The sequence below is a fragment of the Prevotella histicola genome (assembly GCF_055385135.1).
Map to the genome: position 1 here is coordinate 911,227 of NZ_AP043793.1, position 18,325 is coordinate 929,551.

Annotated in this window: 10 protein-coding genes; 4 read left to right on the forward strand and 6 right to left on the reverse strand. The window is 42.8% G+C overall.

What is annotated here, in order from left to right:
- Positions 1–4: 4 nt before the first annotated feature.
- The 6 genes from ACZ48L_RS03800 to ACZ48L_RS03825 all read right to left on the reverse strand — a co-directional run bounded on the left by ACZ48L_RS03800 (position 5) and on the right by ACZ48L_RS03825 (position 11,842).
- The gene (locus ACZ48L_RS03800) at positions 5–1,258 is read right to left on the reverse strand and encodes a site-specific integrase (RefSeq protein ID WP_025792440.1); all 1,254 of its coding nucleotides are present in this window, start codon (positions 1,256–1,258) and stop codon (positions 5–7) included.
- 257 nt (positions 1,259–1,515) lie between these two features.
- Positions 1,516–6,060 (reverse strand): DUF2958 domain-containing protein, encoded by a 4,545-nt coding sequence (locus ACZ48L_RS03805; RefSeq protein WP_464722017.1) that lies wholly within the window; start codon positions 6,058–6,060, stop codon positions 1,516–1,518.
- Positions 6,061–6,156: 96 nt separating this feature from the next.
- Positions 6,157–8,238, reverse strand: coding sequence for a type IA DNA topoisomerase (locus ACZ48L_RS03810; protein ID WP_464722018.1), 2,082 nt, complete (start codon positions 8,236–8,238; stop codon positions 6,157–6,159).
- 20 nt (positions 8,239–8,258) lie between these two features.
- Positions 8,259–9,668 carry a DUF3945 domain-containing protein gene (locus tag ACZ48L_RS03815; RefSeq protein ID WP_025792441.1) on the reverse strand — a complete coding sequence of 470 codons (1,410 nt, stop codon included), beginning with the start codon at positions 9,666–9,668 and terminating at the stop codon, positions 8,259–8,261.
- 236 nt (positions 9,669–9,904) lie between these two features.
- Entirely contained in the window at positions 9,905–10,609 is a 705-nt protein-coding gene (locus ACZ48L_RS03820; protein ID WP_025792442.1) for a TetR/AcrR family transcriptional regulator, read from the reverse strand.
- The gene (locus ACZ48L_RS03825) at positions 10,610–11,842 is read right to left on the reverse strand and encodes an aminotransferase class I/II-fold pyridoxal phosphate-dependent enzyme (protein ID WP_025792443.1); all 1,233 of its coding nucleotides are present in this window, start codon (positions 11,840–11,842) and stop codon (positions 10,610–10,612) included.
- A gap of 436 nt (positions 11,843–12,278) precedes the next feature.
- On the opposite strand from ACZ48L_RS03825, the gene ACZ48L_RS03830 reads away from it, so the two are divergent.
- The 4 genes from ACZ48L_RS03830 (at position 12,279) to ACZ48L_RS03845 (ending at position 18,316) form a co-directional block, all read left to right on the forward strand.
- Positions 12,279–13,904, forward strand: a complete 1,626-nt coding sequence (locus ACZ48L_RS03830) for a vitamin K epoxide reductase family protein (RefSeq protein WP_206777547.1) — start codon at positions 12,279–12,281, stop codon at positions 13,902–13,904.
- A 59-nt stretch (positions 13,905–13,963) separates the two neighbouring features.
- Positions 13,964–14,155, forward strand: a complete 192-nt coding sequence (locus ACZ48L_RS03835) for a TIGR04149 family rSAM-modified RiPP (RefSeq protein WP_008824355.1) — start codon at positions 13,964–13,966, stop codon at positions 14,153–14,155.
- A gap of 86 nt (positions 14,156–14,241) precedes the next feature.
- Positions 14,242–17,031, forward strand: a complete 2,790-nt coding sequence (locus tag ACZ48L_RS03840; RefSeq protein WP_025792444.1) for a TonB-dependent receptor — start codon at positions 14,242–14,244, stop codon at positions 17,029–17,031.
- Between the two features lie 22 nt (positions 17,032–17,053).
- A complete protein-coding gene (locus tag ACZ48L_RS03845) occupies positions 17,054–18,316 on the forward strand; it encodes a DUF6734 family protein (protein WP_008824353.1) in 1,263 nt (420 codons plus the stop codon).
- Positions 18,317–18,325: the final 9 nt, after the last annotated feature.

An 18,325-nucleotide genomic window follows, 5' to 3' on the forward strand; every position in this document is an offset into this window, starting at 1 on the left:
GGTTTTAGTTGGTCAGTTGATAATGTGCGAGTTGTGGAAGTATTTTCTCTATGTCCAGAAAGACACGCTCGGGAGATGTCTCCGCATACACTTGCGTGGTTTTGATTTGACTGTGTCCGAGCATTTTGGAAACGCTCTCAATGGACACGCCCTCCGACAGTGTCATCTGAGATGCGAAGGTATGCCGTGCCATGTGATAGGTCAGCGTTTTCTGAATACCGCAAAGCCGTGCTATCTTTTTGAGGTGTATGTTTACCGTGTCGCATCCGGGTATGGGCAGCAGATACCCCTTGGGCGGTTCGTGTCGGAAAGCCCTCGTGTGAATGCCCCGATAACGCTCGATAATGGCAGCGGCTTCGGGAAGTAGGGGGATGTGGCACACGTTGCCCGTCTTTATTCTCGGCTTGCGTATCCAAGTCATTCCCGCTTCGTGAAAGACGTGCTGCTCCGTCAAGTGATACACGTCGGTATAGGAAAGTCCCGTCAGGCAGGAGAAAAGGAACATGTCCCTCGACACTTTTTCATAGCCTTGCAGTTCGTCTTCTCCCAAGGCTGCGATACGGCTTACCTCCTCCCTCGTGATGTAACGTGGAGTGCCCACTTCCCAACGAATGGAATGGTTGATGAAGGGATAGGTGTCAATGATATGCCGTTTATGCAGGTCTTTGAGCAAGGAAGCCAGCATGGAGAGATAACCAGCCGAGGTATTGAGCTTGAAGCCCTTTTCTTTGGCGAAGTAGTCCTCCAAGTCTTTGATGAGGGCTGTGTCCACTTTCTGTACGGGAATATCCTCCACATGGTAGCGGTACCTGACGAAGTTTGCCAGATGCTTGCGGAAGAGCAACAGGCATTTTAGTCTGCGTTCGCTGCGGTCTATGCCCACACGCTCACGGAAGCGGTTGATATACTCGCCCGTATGATAAAGCAGTCCTTGCGACTCGCTGTTCAACCCGAACACCAATTCCCTTACTCGCTCTGCCGTGACGCGAGCATCGGATTTTCCCGAAAGAGACTCATAAACCTTGTGAATACTCACCTGAAGGCGGTCAAGTTCCTTGTTTACCGATACGGCTTCGGCACTCTTGCCCAGCAGTCGGTTCTTGCGACTGTCCCACAAACGAGGAGTACACGAGCATTTGCAACTAAATTGTACCATAGAGCTTCCTGCGCTGATGCGTCCCATGATGGGACTTTTTCCGTTTTTGTCCTGCGTACCTCTCTTGAGGTAGAAAAGCAGCTTGAATTTTTCTTTTTCCATTGTTTTTTACTTGCAAAATTACACTTCTTTGAGGAACTTTGAACGATGCAAAACATTGATAATGAAAGAGAAAACTCCGTTTTAGTTACCACTTTCAGCCGTCCTTTTCCTTTCATCGTTTTTCGAACGATTTGGTAACTGAACTCCCTCCTTTTCGCTCCCTTTTCTGCCTGTTTCCTATGATGCAACCCTAAGAAGAAACAAGCAATATCCGCTGTATTTCAGTCAGATATGAGTTTTATGCCATTTTCTGCTTTCTACTCCCATACTTCCGCATAGAACGCAGCCAGCTCCGGAACCTTGATAAATGTTCTAAACCGTTCCTTCTGAATGATATCGTTTGTTATGGAGAACTCATAGTCGGTCGACTTCTTGGCAAAGACTGCTGCCCAAGCATCAAAGCTGTTGATGCCCTGCTTCTCCAAAGCCTGCGGACGGAGGTATTTGAAGAGCAAATACAATTCTGTCAGACTGTTGGAAATGGTCGTTCCAGAAAGGAAAGTCGCTCCCAAGTCCTTGCCAGACCGTTCTTGTATGGTGCGTATGGCAAAGAGCATATTCAAGGCACGCTGTGAACCATCAGGATTGCCCAAGCCCGACACACGGTCGTGGCGGGTATTGAACATCAGGTTCTTGAATTGGTGCGATTCATCTACAAAGAGGTGGTCGATACCCATCATCTTGAAGTCCACGGCATCGTCTTTTCTTTCGGCGATGCTGTCCTGTATGTTCTGCAGCTTTGCTTCCAGTGTCTGCTTGCGCTTCTCCAAGCCTTTGAGCATCCCACGGGAGATGTCTCTTCCTTGTTGTCGCAACACCTCGAGGTTCTCTTCCACGGAGTCCAGTTCCTTTTGCATAATCGCTTCCTGTATCTCCAATGCCTGCGGTATCATGCCAAACTGTTCATGCGTAAGTATGATACAGTCCCAGTCGTTGTTCTTGATGTCGTTGAAAATACGCTGGCGGTTCTGCTTATTAAAATCATTCTTGCCTGGATAGAGTACCTTAGCATTGGGATAAGCTTTCCTAAAAGTGTCGGCAATATCGAAGACGTTTGCCTTCAGTCCGATAATCATCGGCTTGTTTGCTAGTCCCAATCGCTTCATCTCGTAGGCAGCTGTACACATGATGAGTGTCTTTCCCGCTCCCACCTCGTGGTCGCAGATGCCGCCACCGTTGGTTTTGAGCATCCACACGGCATCCTTCTGACTTTTGTAGAGGTCGGCAATGCCCAATCGTCTGAGGTCAAGGTCGGGAAACGTCTGGTGCGTGCCGTCAAAGTTGGGTCGCACAAAACAGTTGAAAAGACGATTATAACGGTCAGAAAGTTGTTGCTTGAACGTGTCAGGTGTCCGTCCGAGCCAATCAACAAAGCCCTGTCTGATTTCCTCAATCTTGGCATTTGCCATCTGGATGGCATGTCCGTCCCTTACTTTGATGGTCTTGGTCTCTCCCGTAACCTTGTCCGTCACCTCCTTGCTCTTGTTGATGTCGGGAATGGTATTGTGCAGGGCGTGCTTGAGGAGATTGATGCCATCATAACGGCGGAACTCTCCCTGTACGGCATACTTGTGCCAGATATTGGCATTCTTATGGTCACATACAATGCTGTATTCGTCCATATTGGAATGGTAGGATACGCCAATATCCGTCCCGAAAAACTCCGAAGCGAACCTGCCATAGACTTTGGCAGGTATCCAGCGTTCACCGAGATTAAAGTCAAGGTCTGCAAATGGAATGGGTGTTGGTGTGGCTGCACGCAAGGCAGCAAGGCTCTGCTTTGCCTCTTCGTGGTCGGGATGGTCCAAGAGCCACGACTCGATGCGCTCAGCCTTCTCTATCACATTACCCGAAATGAATTTGTCCGCCACCTCGTATGCGTTTTCTTCGGGATTGTAATAGATGCGACCTTCCAAGGAAGAAATGATGTCGCTTTCCTCCATATCAGGTAAAAGTGAACTCATGTAGTCAAGTTCCACCGCGCCGTACTTGTTGAGCGATGCACCAAGAGCCTCCATCGGGTCTGTGGCAATGGTCAGTTCCATGGTGGAAAATGCCGTAGGATGGTCAAAGATGTCCGCCTTGACGTACCTGCCGTTTTCGGAGCGTTCCAAGAAGAGCATTTCCACACCTGTAGCATCCATCTTGATAATGTCGGTGTTCGCCTTCTGATTGAAGTAGCCCCAGCGTGTAATATAGTCATTATAAAGGTGGTTGAGCCTGCTGCGGTCCTCCTTGTCTTCTACATGGTTCTCCGCCTCGTAGTCATAAAGACGATGATAGCACTCCCGTATCTCGATATAGGCTTTGAGACGGGAAAGCTGCGCATACGGCAAGTCCATCGGGTTGAAGGTCGGATGTCGCTTTAAGTCAGAAAGAAACCCCACCTGCCCTTTCTGCACGACAATGGAGCCGTCTCTCAGGTGAGAGTCCGGCGAAGAGAGAAAAGGGCGTGGGGAAGCGTCAAACTCCTTTCTGACTTCCGCTATCGGTTTTGGCTTGCGCTCCTCGGTTTCGTTCATGAAGTCGAAAAGTGACGGCTCACGTGAAGAGGAAGAAGCTGCTTTCCTGCTACTACGGGTACGCCGTTGAGGAATGGTCGCAGCCTTTTGCATCTTGGACTCCGCTGGTTTTTGGGAAACAGTTTGTGTTACAGGACGGCGCGCCTGTGAAGTTCCTGAATTATCCTTGATTTCATGGTTCACACGGGTAACTTCTCTTGTCCAAAGGCTGTATTCCTCTGGGGCAAATAGTGACAGTTGCTCCGGTTGTCCGATATCTTCCATGTTATTGTCCACCACCGGATGATGATCGTCGTCAAAGAATATTGTCTGTCCGTTCATCTCTCTTGGGGCTTCAATATCCGTACGGATTTCCTGTGGTTCCTGCTCGTATTGATGATGAAGTGTCAAAGCGGGTACACCTTCGGGTGCAGGTTCAATAGTTATGGAAGGCTGTTCTGATACGAATTGTTGTGGGGCAGACTCTGATGATGATGGCTGTAATGGAACTGTCTCTCCGCTATGAATGGTATCTCCCATTATCTGCGTATCGTTCTCAGAAGCAACGGCCACAATTTCCTTAACCTTATCCTCTGTCTCTGTTTTTGTTACCACTTCTTCCTTGATTTCCTCTGCCACCACTTCTTCTTTGGTATATTGTCCCCTGACGATTTCTTCCAGTTCGGCTATCTCGTGCAGTTTCTTAGGAGAGAAATACAGGTCGCGTTCAATGCCCAGTCCTCTTACCTTCACGCCTTCCATTTCATCGAGGGACATATTGCCAAGCTCCCAGCCGTAACCCATCGTAACCGCACCGAAACCGATGCGGGTCTTGGAGTCATACTCCAAGAGGTAAGCCGTATAAGCTCCCATCGGGAAGAAATAGCGTGCATAGGCTATCTTATCGCCAATGAGTTCCTTTTCCGTCGAATAGAGTTTAGGCAGTTGCTTCCTGATACTGTCGGGCATGAGGTTATAGGCATCGTTTATGCCCTTGTCTTCAGTCTTTGTCTTCTCTGTTTCTTCTTCCCGACTTATGGTAATACCCAACTTGCGAAGCTGTTTCTCTGCTTCTGCCTCTCGCTCTGCTTCTGTCATCGGTATACCGGTCTCATATAGTTTACGGTCGATGCGTTGTCCCATTTCAAGAGTAAGTTGTATTCGGAGACTTTCTGCCATTTCCTCAATCCCTCCTGTGAACCGATACTCCCATGCAGGTCTTCCATAAGGGTCTGTACCCATTATGCGCTCTGTGGCAATGGTGCGATGAGAAATGTCTTTCCAATCTCCTACAAAAAGAGAGTTATGCTTGAAGACGACAGAAGAGCCTTCTTCCTTAGGAACGGAAACGGTTTCTACGAACTGCTGCTCAATTCCCTTGCTGATTTCTTTACCTGTTTGCTTCTGCAGGACGATGAGGTCACTACCCACGTCCGTTCCAGCATTGTCTGAAAACATACCCGATGGCAGTCGGAGAGCGGAGATAAGGCGACTGTTTTGCATGAGGTAACGGCGTATGGCTTCATTGCGAGGACTGTCCAAAACACCCTGTGAGGTAATGAATGCCAGTAAGCCACCTTCCTTGATGCAGTCCAGACCTTTCACGAAGAAGTAATTGTGAATGGCACGTGTGGACTCACGTTTAAGAGTGTCCTTACCTTTGCTGTATTCTCGGTCATAGACCATGAAATCACCGAAAGGAATGTTACTTGTTATAAGGTCGTATTTGTCTTTGTTTTCTAACTGCCCAATGGCTTCAAAAGGCTCGTTTCGGACGAAGATGTTTCCTTTGCCATACGGGTGCAGGGCTTGGCTGATGCGGGCAGTGAGCAGGTCCTTTTCCATTGCATCTACAACTCCAGCTTGCCTTGCAAAGGTCTCAGCAAATGCTCCCATGCCAGCCGAAGGATCTAAACATCGACGTATGGGTACATTTACAGAAGTGAGAGCATCGGCAATGGCGGAAACGATACGGGTATCGGTATAGAAGGAGGTCAGTACACTTGCCTTGATGCTCTCCCAATACCGCTTGGCGGTGTTAGCATCTAAGGCTTCACGATAAATCATCTGTTTGAGCTGCTGGGTAGGTTCAAAGAGATTCTGCTCTGACTTGCTCCAATAGCGTATGTCATCGGGGTTATCTGTGCGGTTGAGTACACATTTCAAGCCACCGAAACCTTGGTAGTTCTGTAAGATACTTTTCTCAGCTTCGGTGGCTTCGCGGCGTTCTTTTTCTAATCGCAATACCACACGGATGGCTTCCGTGTTGGCTTGCAGGACTTCTTTCTTATTGTATGCCATAGTGTTTTCTTTTAATAAAAAAGTGGAGGTAAAAAGGTCGGCAGGTAATACTTGTATCTACCAACCTATATCTGTTCCTCGTTGTTTCTGCCAGGATTATCTCCCTCGTTGTTTTCCTTTTTTGTTCTCAAATTCAAAGGAAGTGGCGTAGTCTTCACCCAAAACAAGTCGGGCATTGAACTTCTTGCCAGCCTTGCTGGTCAGCCCTTTAAGGATAGGCGTACGACCAGAACTTATCAAGTCACGGATGTTATCTTCAGAGAGATGTATGCCGCAGACTTCACGAAACACGTGGAATCCACAGGTTTCATGCCTGCACTTGGCTACCTTGGCATAGATGCCGACACTTTGCTGTCCGCATTTTGGGCAGCGGTAGACAGGATATGACTTCTGCTCTGAAGAAAGTAAGAGGAGTTCCTCGCAGATTGTCCCCACGTATGAATTGATGCCCTGTGCGAATTTGTCTGCCAGCATTTGTCCAGCCTCAATAGCGGCAAGTGCCAGTTCCCAACTGCCTGTCATCTCCGCATTGGCAATTTTCTTATTATTGACAATCTCATAGACTGCCAGGCCTTTCTCGGTAGGTATGATGGATTTCTTGTCCCTTCGGATATAATCACGGAGAATAAGCATCTCGATGATGTTGGCACGGGTGGCAGGTGTTCCAATACCGCACTCTGCCATTGCCTTGCGCTTATCATCTTCCTTTACTTCCTTGCCTGCGTTTTCCATTGCAGAAAGCAGTGTCGCTTCTGTATAGAGAGGTTTAGGTTTGGTCTTATGCTCGGTGATGTCTGCATTGACAAGTGATAGGACTTCACCTTCTGTCAAGTTCGGCAATGAAGACAAAATATGTTCATCACCATCTTCTTTCTTTTCAGCTTCTACTTCTTTACCTTTCTGTACAGCTTTCCAGCCCAAGGAGATTTGTCGGCATGCCTTCCAAGTAAAGATATTGGTGCCGTGAGTGAACCGCACCTGCATACGCTCTTCCTCTGAATTGGGGGAAAAGGCTTCGACAAAGCGATTGACCACCATTTGATAGATAGTTGTTTCATCTGTCGACAATCCTGATGGTGTTTCACCAGTTGGGATGATGGCGTGGTGGTCAGTAATCTTTGCGTTGTCCACAGAATGGCGGTTAAGTGGATTTGATAGTGGCATGCCTGTCTTACGCAGCAGGGCGGGTACTTCCTCGAAGACATCCTCGCTGATGTATCGGCTGCCTGTGCGGGGATAGGTCGTAATTTTCTTCTCATAGAGGCTTTGGGCTATCGAGAGGGTTTTGTCTGCAGAAAAGCCGTGGCGTCTGTTGGCATCTTTCTGCAAGGCAGTAAGGTCGTACAAGAGTGGTGGCGCGGTATGCGTTACCTTTCTTGTGACCGTTTCTACCGTAAGCTGGCTCTGACTGCGAAGTGCAGCGAGAGCAGTCTGTGCCAATGCTTCATTTTCATAGTCTTTACAGCTAACGGCTTTTATCGACAAGCCCTCTTTTTCTGTAAGGACGGATAATTTCCAATAGGGTACGGAAGAAAAGTCACGGCTCTCTATGTACCGATGGCAGACCATAGCAAGTGTTGGGGTCTGTACCCGTCCCAAAGAATAGCCGCCTTTGCGGGCAATGGACAGCGCACGGCTGGCATTAATACCCACCAGCCAGTCGGCTTCACTTCTTGCCTTGGCAGAATGATAGAGGTTGTCGTAATGGCTTCCTGGTTTGAGATTGGAAAGTCCCTCACGGATAGCTTTGTCCGTGAGAGAACTTATCCAAAGGCGGTCAAAAGGTTTTCTGCAATCAAGATATTGATAGATATAGCGAAAGATGAGTTCACCCTCCCGACCTGCATCAGTAGCGACGATGATACGATCTGCCTTGTCGAAGCAGGAACGGATGACTTTAAGTTGTTTGAGTGCTGCAAGGTCTGATATATACTCCTTGTCCTTACGTACTTGTCGTACCACTAACTGAAAAGGATTGGGACGAATGGGCAGGTCTTCAGCTTTATAGGCAGAAAAACCGTAGGCTTCGGGCATGGCAAGGGCTATGAGATGTCCCATTGCCCAAGTGACGAGGTAGCCGCTGCCTTCCATATATCCGTCTTGCTTGCTCGTTGCTCCTACAATGTGGGCAATATCTCTGGCTACCGAGGGCTTCTCGGCGATAATACAAGTTGTCATAGTGTTGGATGATTTTAAGGTTATAGCTTACGTCCACGGGACTTCTTCTGTTTGTTCTCGTCCTGCTTTTGCTTCTGCTCAGCAGTAGGCTGTGTCTGTCCCGTTTTGAGTGGTTCTTTCACATTTTTGGTGGCTTCGTTGGTCTTGCCGTGGTTATTGACGGCTACCTGTGTTTTGTGTTCTTCTGCCACAGCTACCACCTTTTCCTTGCCAGTTTCCAGCTTCTTGTCGGGATTCCATTTATAAAAGCGTGGTCTATTCTGTTCCTTGTCCATGCGGACATAGGCGTTGAAAGGTTGTCCCTGCTTGTCCACCATATTCTTTAGATATAGTGTACGACCGCTATCCAATGCTTCACGCTGTTTATCTGACAGCTCCAAGCCGCAGAGCTTATGCGGTGCGCCTTGCTGCTGTGTCTGTTTGTGTTCCTGTCGTTCTCTTAAACTCTTGTTGTCGCCAAAGATAAACTCAATGCCCTTTCGCTCGGCATTGACCTGCAGGGTTGCATCGAATGTCTTGCCACTCTTGGCGGTCATGCCTTCCACTTTCACGGCTTTGCCTTCCACAAGGTCTTTATACTGAGCGTCAGAAAGGGTCACGCCCTTGATTTCCTTGGGGATATTCACACGGTCAGCACGCAGGGCGATAATTTCGTTGGTCTGCGGATCGATAGAGACGTAAGCAGAAAAAGGTTCAGCGTTCTTGGGAGTTACTTCGATAGTTTTACCGAGATTGCCCGTAGTGAGAAGTGCCTCCTTTTCTTCGGGAGAGAACTTGTAGCCCATATAGGGAAAGTCAAGCTGTGGTTCTTTTCTCAAAGGATGAATTGCCAAGCCGACATTGCCGTTATCGTCCGTGCGGAAAGCAAGGCGGGCTTCGGTGTAGATAGTAGTGTCTCCAATAGGTACGGCAATCGTCAAGAGATTGCTCTTCTGCCAATTGAGCATCTTGTCTAATTCTCCACTCTGCTCCAATCGCTCACGGGTAAGTCCGAGATTATCGAGTTGCTTCCAATCAATCTTCGACTCATCGATGGCAGTAGCATTCTTCTGCTGGGGCAGATAGTCCTCAAAGGGAACACCCATCTCTGCCAGTTGCTGTTTGCTTTCGGGCTTCTCACGGCTTTGTAACATGGTACGCAGGTTGTCCACGCCTTGCTCCACATTGTCTGCCAATACCTTGTACAGTCCAAAATGAGTCGGGTTATTGAACTGTTTGAGGAAGTTAGTCATGAAGTTCTTCAGAAGTCCGTCCTTGTTGTTGAACTTCAAGAACGCTGCCTGATTGGCGGCGATTGCCTCGGTGGTTTTAAGGTTTCCCTTGTCGTCAATACCAGAAATTACGGAGAGTTTTCCTGCTTCCTTTTCATTCTTCACTTCCGTGCGGTCTTCCAAGACCAGCACATAATTGTCATTGCTGTTTGATTCCATTGCTTGATAATTTTAATGATGAATACTGTTATCAAGCTGCTAAATTATAGGTATATGAAGAGATGAAAAAGTTTTCGGGTAAAGTAGGAAATAAAAGGAATTTATGGGAAACAATCTATTATGTTTAGTTTATGGTAAAGCCTAAAATATCACTTTATTAAAATATAGTTTCTATAATAAGAAAATTCCCCAATTATCACGCTGGATAAGTGGGGAATCTCTTTGAACTGTATGGTTTAATCCAAACACTTTTTTATGATTTCATCGCTGACGCCATTTTCTTTCATTCTTTTAGCAACTACTTTTTTATAATTATTTACTTCATGGTTGTGGAATATCATGTGTCCAAGTCCCTCTAAAGCATTTTCTATACGCTTTCTGCCTTGTTCCGTATTCAAGTCAATGTCAGAGAATTTGGAACGCTCTCTGTGAAGGTTAAGGTAATAAATGCCACCGATTATCAGGGATGATATGGCGGATATATCAATACCAGTGTCCTTGAATTTCTCTTCATAGATATTGACAAGAGGTAAAGTGTGCATTTCTCTGAGCATGGCCGTACGGACTGTGGTCTCATTTCCTTCAGCAATCTCCCAGCGTAATAGTTCCAACATCACTGATTTATCTTGAAGTGCTTTCTGTACATCCTTGAAAATACTGATATAGCCCAATTCTGAATCTGTAGGAAATTGAACACCAGTGAGCACATCCTTAAACCAATAGTCATACCTCTTAACGAATTCATCATAAAATTCTCTAAGATTATCATATCTGTTATAGAAAACAAGCGGCTCTATTCTGGCTTTTTTAATGAGTTCTGTCACCAACATTGATGCAAAGCCTTTTTTCTTGATCAGACTTTCTGCTGCCTTGATAATGTCTGCCTGTATATCGACGTTTGTCCTTCTGTATCTTTTGGGTTTATTTTCTTCTTCTGCCATCTAAAAAGGTGTTGATTTTCTAATTTCCACAAGGGCGGTCACCAATTGCTCCAACTGTACTATTTCGTGTGAAGCCAACACACTGACTCTAAGCCGTGCTTCCTTGGTTCTTACCGCAGGATATGTGATACCGCTTACAAAGATACATCTTTTTTGTAATTCACGTGCTATTTCATATACTTTTCTATTGTCCCTGACCATAATAGGGAATATTGCTGATACCGAACAGCCTATATCAAAGCCTTCCTCTGTCAGTCGTTTGCGCAGATAATTGACATTGGTCCACAATTTCTTGCGAATTTCAGGACGTGTCTGTATAAGTTCCAAAGCCTTTAATGAAGATGCTGCTACCTGTGGAGTCATTGCAGCGGAAAAGACATTACTGTCAGCATAATATCTTAGATACTGAATCAGTTTTTCTGATGCGGCAACAAAACCACCGACACATCCGAAGGATTTACTGAAAGTTCCTGTAATAATATCTACTTGTCCCAAGCAATTATAATATTCGGCTGTTCCTCTGCCATTTTCTCCCATAACTCCAATACCGTGGGCATCATCCATCATAAGAAGACAATCGTGTTTCTTACATACTGCAATGTACTCTGGAAGTTTTGATAAATCTCCATTTTGAGAATAGACCCCATCAATGATGACCAATCGAGTCTGATATTTTCCCGTTTCTCGTTCAAGGATCATGTCAAGATAGTCAATGTCATTGTGTCCTATATGTTTTACATTGGTTCCAATTAAACCACTCGTGGCACTGGTATGTATATATGAATCGATGTAGGCTATGTCATTTTTTCCCAATATAGCACGAAGCAGACCTGCGTTGGCACCAAAACCTGATGAGAATAGAATGGCATCTTCCTGACCAACGAACTTTGCAATGCCTTGTTCCAACTGCTGATGGATGTTTAAATAGCCACCGATGGCTTGAGCGGCACTTGCCCCTGTGCCATATTTCAGGACGGCATTTATGCCAGCTTCTTTAGTTTCTGATCTTTGCGACATACCAAGGTAATCATTGGAAATGTACGCGGAAACTTCACCATCATAGCCCTCTATCTGCATCTTGGCTCCTACTCCCGTTCTTGCCATGACCCAATAACTCTTGCAGCCAAACTGCTCCATCTGGTCAATGTAACTTTGGAAATTTTGGCTACGTTCGATAACGTTCTCGTTGGGAGTAATCTCGAAATCTTTTAATGAAATAAGTTCTTTGCTCATATAAACAATGTGTAAATAGTAAATTGTGCTACAAATATAGCTAAAATCCTAATAAAATGCAAATTTCGAAAAAAAAAAAAACTTATTTTTCTTGTTATAAACAATTTATATTTGTATATTTGCTACGCCTATAAGATAATTAATCAACATGATTATTTAGCAGGCATAACAAAATAATACCGGGAGCAAGAGAAGGCCCATTATACCTAGTCAATTTGACCTAACTCATGTATCCCTAATATTTGGTAATTAATTTATGTTTAGAATGAAAACAAAATATAGCTTATATAGTAAGAAGTGGCAAATGGCAAATAAACATATTAAGGTCATTGATTCTGTCGGTTTATAATTGTCCATACGAGATTAGTTTGGCTTCTATACTGTTTTACTCGATTAAAAGTTTAAAAACCTTGTCGTAAAATATATTTTTATGAATATGTACAATTTTACATCCACAAATAGTTCAGAAGTTTGTTGGAAAATAATAAAGTATAATAGGCTTTCTATCAACAAAGAGACTATATATAGGCAGTTTGCAGAGCATCCCTACCCCAATTCTCTCATGGCAATTATTGATATTTTAGAGGGATATAATATTGCGACGAATTCGTATACTATAAAAAGCTTAGAAGCATTAAAAAAATACGATAAGCCGAAAATTGTATTAGTTCATATCAACTCTGAATCTTTCTTTAGTGTCATATACTCAATAAGCAAAGAATCTGTAATATGGTATAATCCCATAACACATCGACAAGAAAGTGTGTCTTTTGAAGATTTAAAAAAGATATATGCCGGGATTGTGACTTTCATTGATGTAAAAGACTATATTGCAGAAGCTGAATACGAGAATAAATATAAAAGGTTCTTCATTAAAAGAGTTGTAGAAGCAATACCTGCTTTTATAATTATTATAACTATACTATTTATAGCCCTGTCCTTACTATTATCTGGTACACCAATTTATTTAGAACTATATATTGGAGGGGTAGGAATAGGAAGTATAATTTGTGCAATTCTCGTACACAGTGAAGTAAATGAATATAAATCTTATATAATTGAGAAACTATGCCCAGTTGGAAAAATATGGGATTGTTCGACAGTTTTAAAATCATCAGCAAATAATATTTATGGTGTAAACTGGTCTACTATCGGGCTTGCGTATTTCACAGGCACACTAATAGTATTGGCTTGTGTAGGTCCTACAAATTTAAACTATTGGCGGATGGCAGCATACTTAAATGTAATTACCTTACCTTTTATCATATACTCTCTGTATTATCAAATTATGATATATAGACATTGGTGTATCATATGTTTGTCTATTTTATCTATTTTGCTATACTTATTTATAATATCCTGTTTGAGCGGTTTATTAAATCTGCATTTGGGCATAATTCTTAACTGTTTCACACCATTTGTTATAGTTGATTTAATTGTACTATGGGGAAGTAACATGTATAAGAGTTTATGTGAACAAAATAAAAAATATAACGAGTTATTCCCATATTTTAATAGAGTCAGATTTAACAAAAACGTATTTTACACACTATTAGACGAATACCCATTGATAGAAAAAGTTCCTTTAGATATGAGCATAAATATTGGGCAGTCCACTGCGCCTACTACAATATTAAAGATATGTGATCCTTTTTGTCGTTCCTGCTCTAAATCTCATATTGAAATGGAGAAATTATATGACAATAAGAATATTTTCTTACAGGTAATTTTCTATGTATCCTCCAAAGACAATGAAACAAAAAAGAATATTATAAAACTATTCTTTGCCCTTAAAGAAAAATATGGAAATCAATATATGCTACAAGTTTTGCATGATTGGTATAGTCAGACAGATAAAAATTTTGAAGAGTTTCGAAAAAAATATAATGATATTGATGACAAAGCAATAAACGCACAAAACAACAAAATTACATGGTTGGTACAAAAAAACATAGAATTGAAGATACAATATACACCAACTTTCTATATAAATAATCACCATATGCCTGATGATTTTTACTCTTATAATGATTTTAGCTCTTTATTTACGGATAAAAACTAATATAAGTTATCTGCAGTACACTTATATTCAGTAATATGCATTAATAAAAAAGTACAACAATGAAAAAAATTAAAGTTAATCCCTTTGAGGGACTCATGAAAAATTCGCTCAATCGCGAACAGTTAAAACATGTTGTAGGAGGCTCTAGTTCTGGTTGCTCTTACGAAAATCAGTCATGTACATGGAATGGTAAAAGTGGTATCTGCAAATATCTTCCATTCTCTTATGGACTAATCTGTTGGTGTGGATAATAGACGGTACTTAATTCCATAAACAGAATCTGTTAATAGTGTCTCATTGCAGATTACTGCAATGAGACACTTTATCTAATTTTTTTATGAATAGAATCACGCTAACTATATTTTTTTGTCTCTTAGTTTGTTCTGGTCTTAGAGGTGCAAACTACAACCATAATGTTCAAGGCAGAATAGCAGATAAAATTACAGGAGAACCAATACCTGCCAAAGTTTTTCTACTGAACGAGGATAGTTCGGTTATTGATACAACAACGGCTGTAGTAGAGGACATTCCCTATCAAGGAAAAATTTCCATGTATGTTTTCAATGGAAAAATAAACAAAAAGGGACATTACATAATCAAGGCTGTCATGCCTGACTATCAGGACACTTATGCTGACTTTGAACTAAAAAGCCTGCGCCAAGTCAGTATCAATGTCAAGCCTATCCTAATGGGACACAATTACCATGAATTGCAGGAGGTAGTGGTCAAGGCCACGAAGATAAAGATGGTGATGTACGGTGATACCATCGTGTATAATGCCGATGCCTTTAATCTTGCGCAAGGCAGTATGCTTGACGCACTTGTGTCCCGCTTACCAGGCGCACAACTGACAAAAGACGGACAGATATTTGTCAATGGCCGACACGTACAGAGCCTGCTTATCAATGGTCGGGATTTCTTCAGTGGCAATCCTAAAATGGCACTCGAAAATCTGCCATCATATACCGTCAATAAAATAAAGGTGTATGAAAGAGAAGGCTCGGCCTCACGTCTCATGCAGAGAAACATGGGCGACCAAAGTCTTGTCATGGATGTCAAACTGAAAAAGGAATACAATGCAATCACTTTTGGCAATGTAGAAGCCGGGCTGGGAACAAAAAGTCGCTTCACACTGAAAGGTTTTAGCATGAAGTCCTCCCAGAAAGAGATGTTCTTTGCATTTACAAATATCAACAACCTTAACGACAATCAGAAGCCAAGTCTGCAAGGACAGTGGATGCCACAAGAGACACCTAACGGACTGCTGACCAACCGTACAGCAGGGATAGGTTATGCGAGATTCTTCGACAGTAACATGGACAAATGGCTCAGTACACAGAATACCATTGTACATAATGATGGTGACTATCAGACACTGAAAAGCACAGAAGTCTTTCTGCCAGATAGAAATCTCACCAAGCGTATGCAGGGAGGAACAAACACCAAGGCTACCATCTTTGACAGTCAAAACTCTATTCACTATGGAGAAAGAGGAAGGTATTCCACGATGGCAAATCTTAATTTTCATTTTAAGCGTAACGAGAAATATGGAATGTATTACACATCCACCTCAGATACCACATCTTTACTTAATGAGCTGATAGAGAAAAGCACCGACAAAAACGAACACTATCATGTGACGTTTACGAACAGCTATGACATCATAAATATTACAGACTTTCTGCATGTGGATCTCGGCGCAGAGTTTGACAAACAAAGTGGCCGTAGCTTTTCGCTCTACGATCTTCAATATGAGGACGCAGAGGCGGCTCGTGACTTCCGCAACAACCATCTCCGGTATGACCGCCGACGCTGGGACGTAAAAGCAGGCACCGTATACAATTGGAATTGGCCGGGCTGGAGTCTTCGCCCGCAATACCAATACGACTATAAGTATAACAAGGCCAACAGTTCTCTCTATCGGCTTGACAAATTGGAAAATAGGGACAGTACACATTATGATTTACTCCCCTCGGCACAAGCCGCTCTTTTGTCAGTATTAGACCATAACAACAGCTATGCTTACACCGAATATCAGAACCACCACCGCTTGATGCTGGAGTGGAACATCAATGCTGCCAGCGGTGCCAACAAGCTGAATATAGACTATGGTTACATCAGGCTGCCCTTGCGTCTGGTAAAAAAGAAACTTTTCTATACACGCCTGGGCAGACATGATGTTTCTGAAAATGCTGTGTTCTTTGAACCGGAAGCCTACTTCCGGGGTGGTAAAGCCCTTGTTTGGGAAGTGCGTGCCGATATGAAGTCCGAAATTCCTGAACTTGTAAGCAAGGTGGATTACCGTGATGATGCCAACCCTCTGTATATCGTATCAGGCAATCCCGACCTAAAAAACATACACCGATACAACACATCTCTTTCTCTGCGGCATGAAGGAGCCAGCCAACGGTTGTGGTACGCCTCAGTAGAATATAATAAGACCGACAACGATGTAGCCTATGCGACTTTATATGATACGCATACAGGCGTTGCAACTATGATGCCAGTCAGTGTGAACGGCAATTGGCGTGCAAAGGGACAGTTTGATTACAGTTTACCTTTAGACAGTGCCCGCAGGTGGACGCTTGATAATCATCTTACTTTTCAGTATTCCCATAATGTTGACATGACGACAACCGAAGAAGATGCATCAAGCATGCGCAGCGTTGTCAACAACTGGCAGTGGGGTGCAGCCGTTAAGTTAAATTTCAGACCCAGCGAGAAAAGTGAGTTTGCTTTTCATGCTGATGGGACATACTACAACCTAAACAGCCAACGAAGCGGTTTTAAGAACATTCACGCAGGAGCCTATCGCTTGGGGCTTGAAACCGAGTTTCAGCTCCCTCTAAATTTCTCTTTCGGCTCAGACCTCAGCCTGTATGCCCGCCGAGGCTATCAGGAAAGTATGATGAATACCACGGAGTGGGTATGGAATATACATCTCCATCACAGCTTCATGAAAGGAGCTTTGCTTGCCAAACTGACGGGATTTGACCTGCTTCACCAACTATCGAACACAAAATATGAGATGAACGAACAAGGGCGAACAGAAACTTGGTATAACAATCTACCTCGCTATGTTATGTGTTCACTCGTGTGGAAGTTTAATATAAATCATAAAAAATAATTGAGCATCAAATATAAATAGTATGAAAATTATACAGTCTTTCTGGAGTAAACCTCTTTTTGAAGCTAACAAAGACGCAAGTCAGAACAGATATAATGGTGGCTGGATAAACTATCGCTACTGCTTACTATCAATGGCATATAGTTGCCTTACTATATCCCGATACTACCCTAATCTTGAACTATACACAGATACTTTTGGTATGAACCTTTTCAGAGATATCTTAAGACTTCCGTACCATAAGTTTCATGTAAATCTTGACGATATTGCCAACATAGATACCTCCTTATGGGCTTATGGTAAAATAATGACATATTCTGCCCAAAAAGAGCCATTTTTACATATAGATAATGATGTATTTATATGGCAGAATTTCCCCGACAGGGTAATTGATGCCGAAGTCGTATGCCAAAGTTTGGAAATGATTGACAATTTTTCGTTGACAGACTATACTTCAGCAGTGGATTATATAAAGAAACATATAGGTGCTGCTCCACAAATTATAATAGACAGTAAATGTAAAACTGCTGCGAATATGGGAATCTTCGGAGGTAATAATTTGGACTTTATACAGCAATACTGCAAGGAATCTCGAGCTTTCCTTACTGGTATATATGACGGTATCATGCAATCTGGTGATATGAAGGGAAAGTTCAATGTTGTTTACGAACAACTTTTACTGACGGAACTGGCAAATAAGCATCAGCAGAAAATATCATATCTGATACCTAATAACGATATTGATGAGATTGTGAAATATAGCACTATTGAAACAGCCCAATATGAGAGCAAGTATGCACATTGCTTAGGAAGGCTGAAAAAATACAATTATATTTGTGAACAGATAGAATATCGTTTAAAATATGAGTTCCCGACTTATTATAATCGAATCATATCATATTTGAATAAAAATCAAATAATATATGCAGAAAATATTAAATCAATGAATGACTATGACAATTTCTACAAAATATATACGCGAATTAATGTTGCTAAAAACATATCAGAAATAATGACTAACTTTGAGTTTAAACTAAAATCAAATTGTCATATAGAAGCTATAGATGACAGTTACTATATGAATTCACCCCAAGGCAGATATAAACTTACAGGTTGGTGTATATTTTTAACTCTTTTTTCGCTTCCAAATACAGGTAATAGTATATGCATGGAAATATTCAAAGAAGGATATCTTCCCAACCTAACATCTACTCAAATTCATGACAATATCTTTTATTTGATAATGGAAAGTCTCTACATCACTAAGTGTTTAACTATTTCTTGAATTACTTGA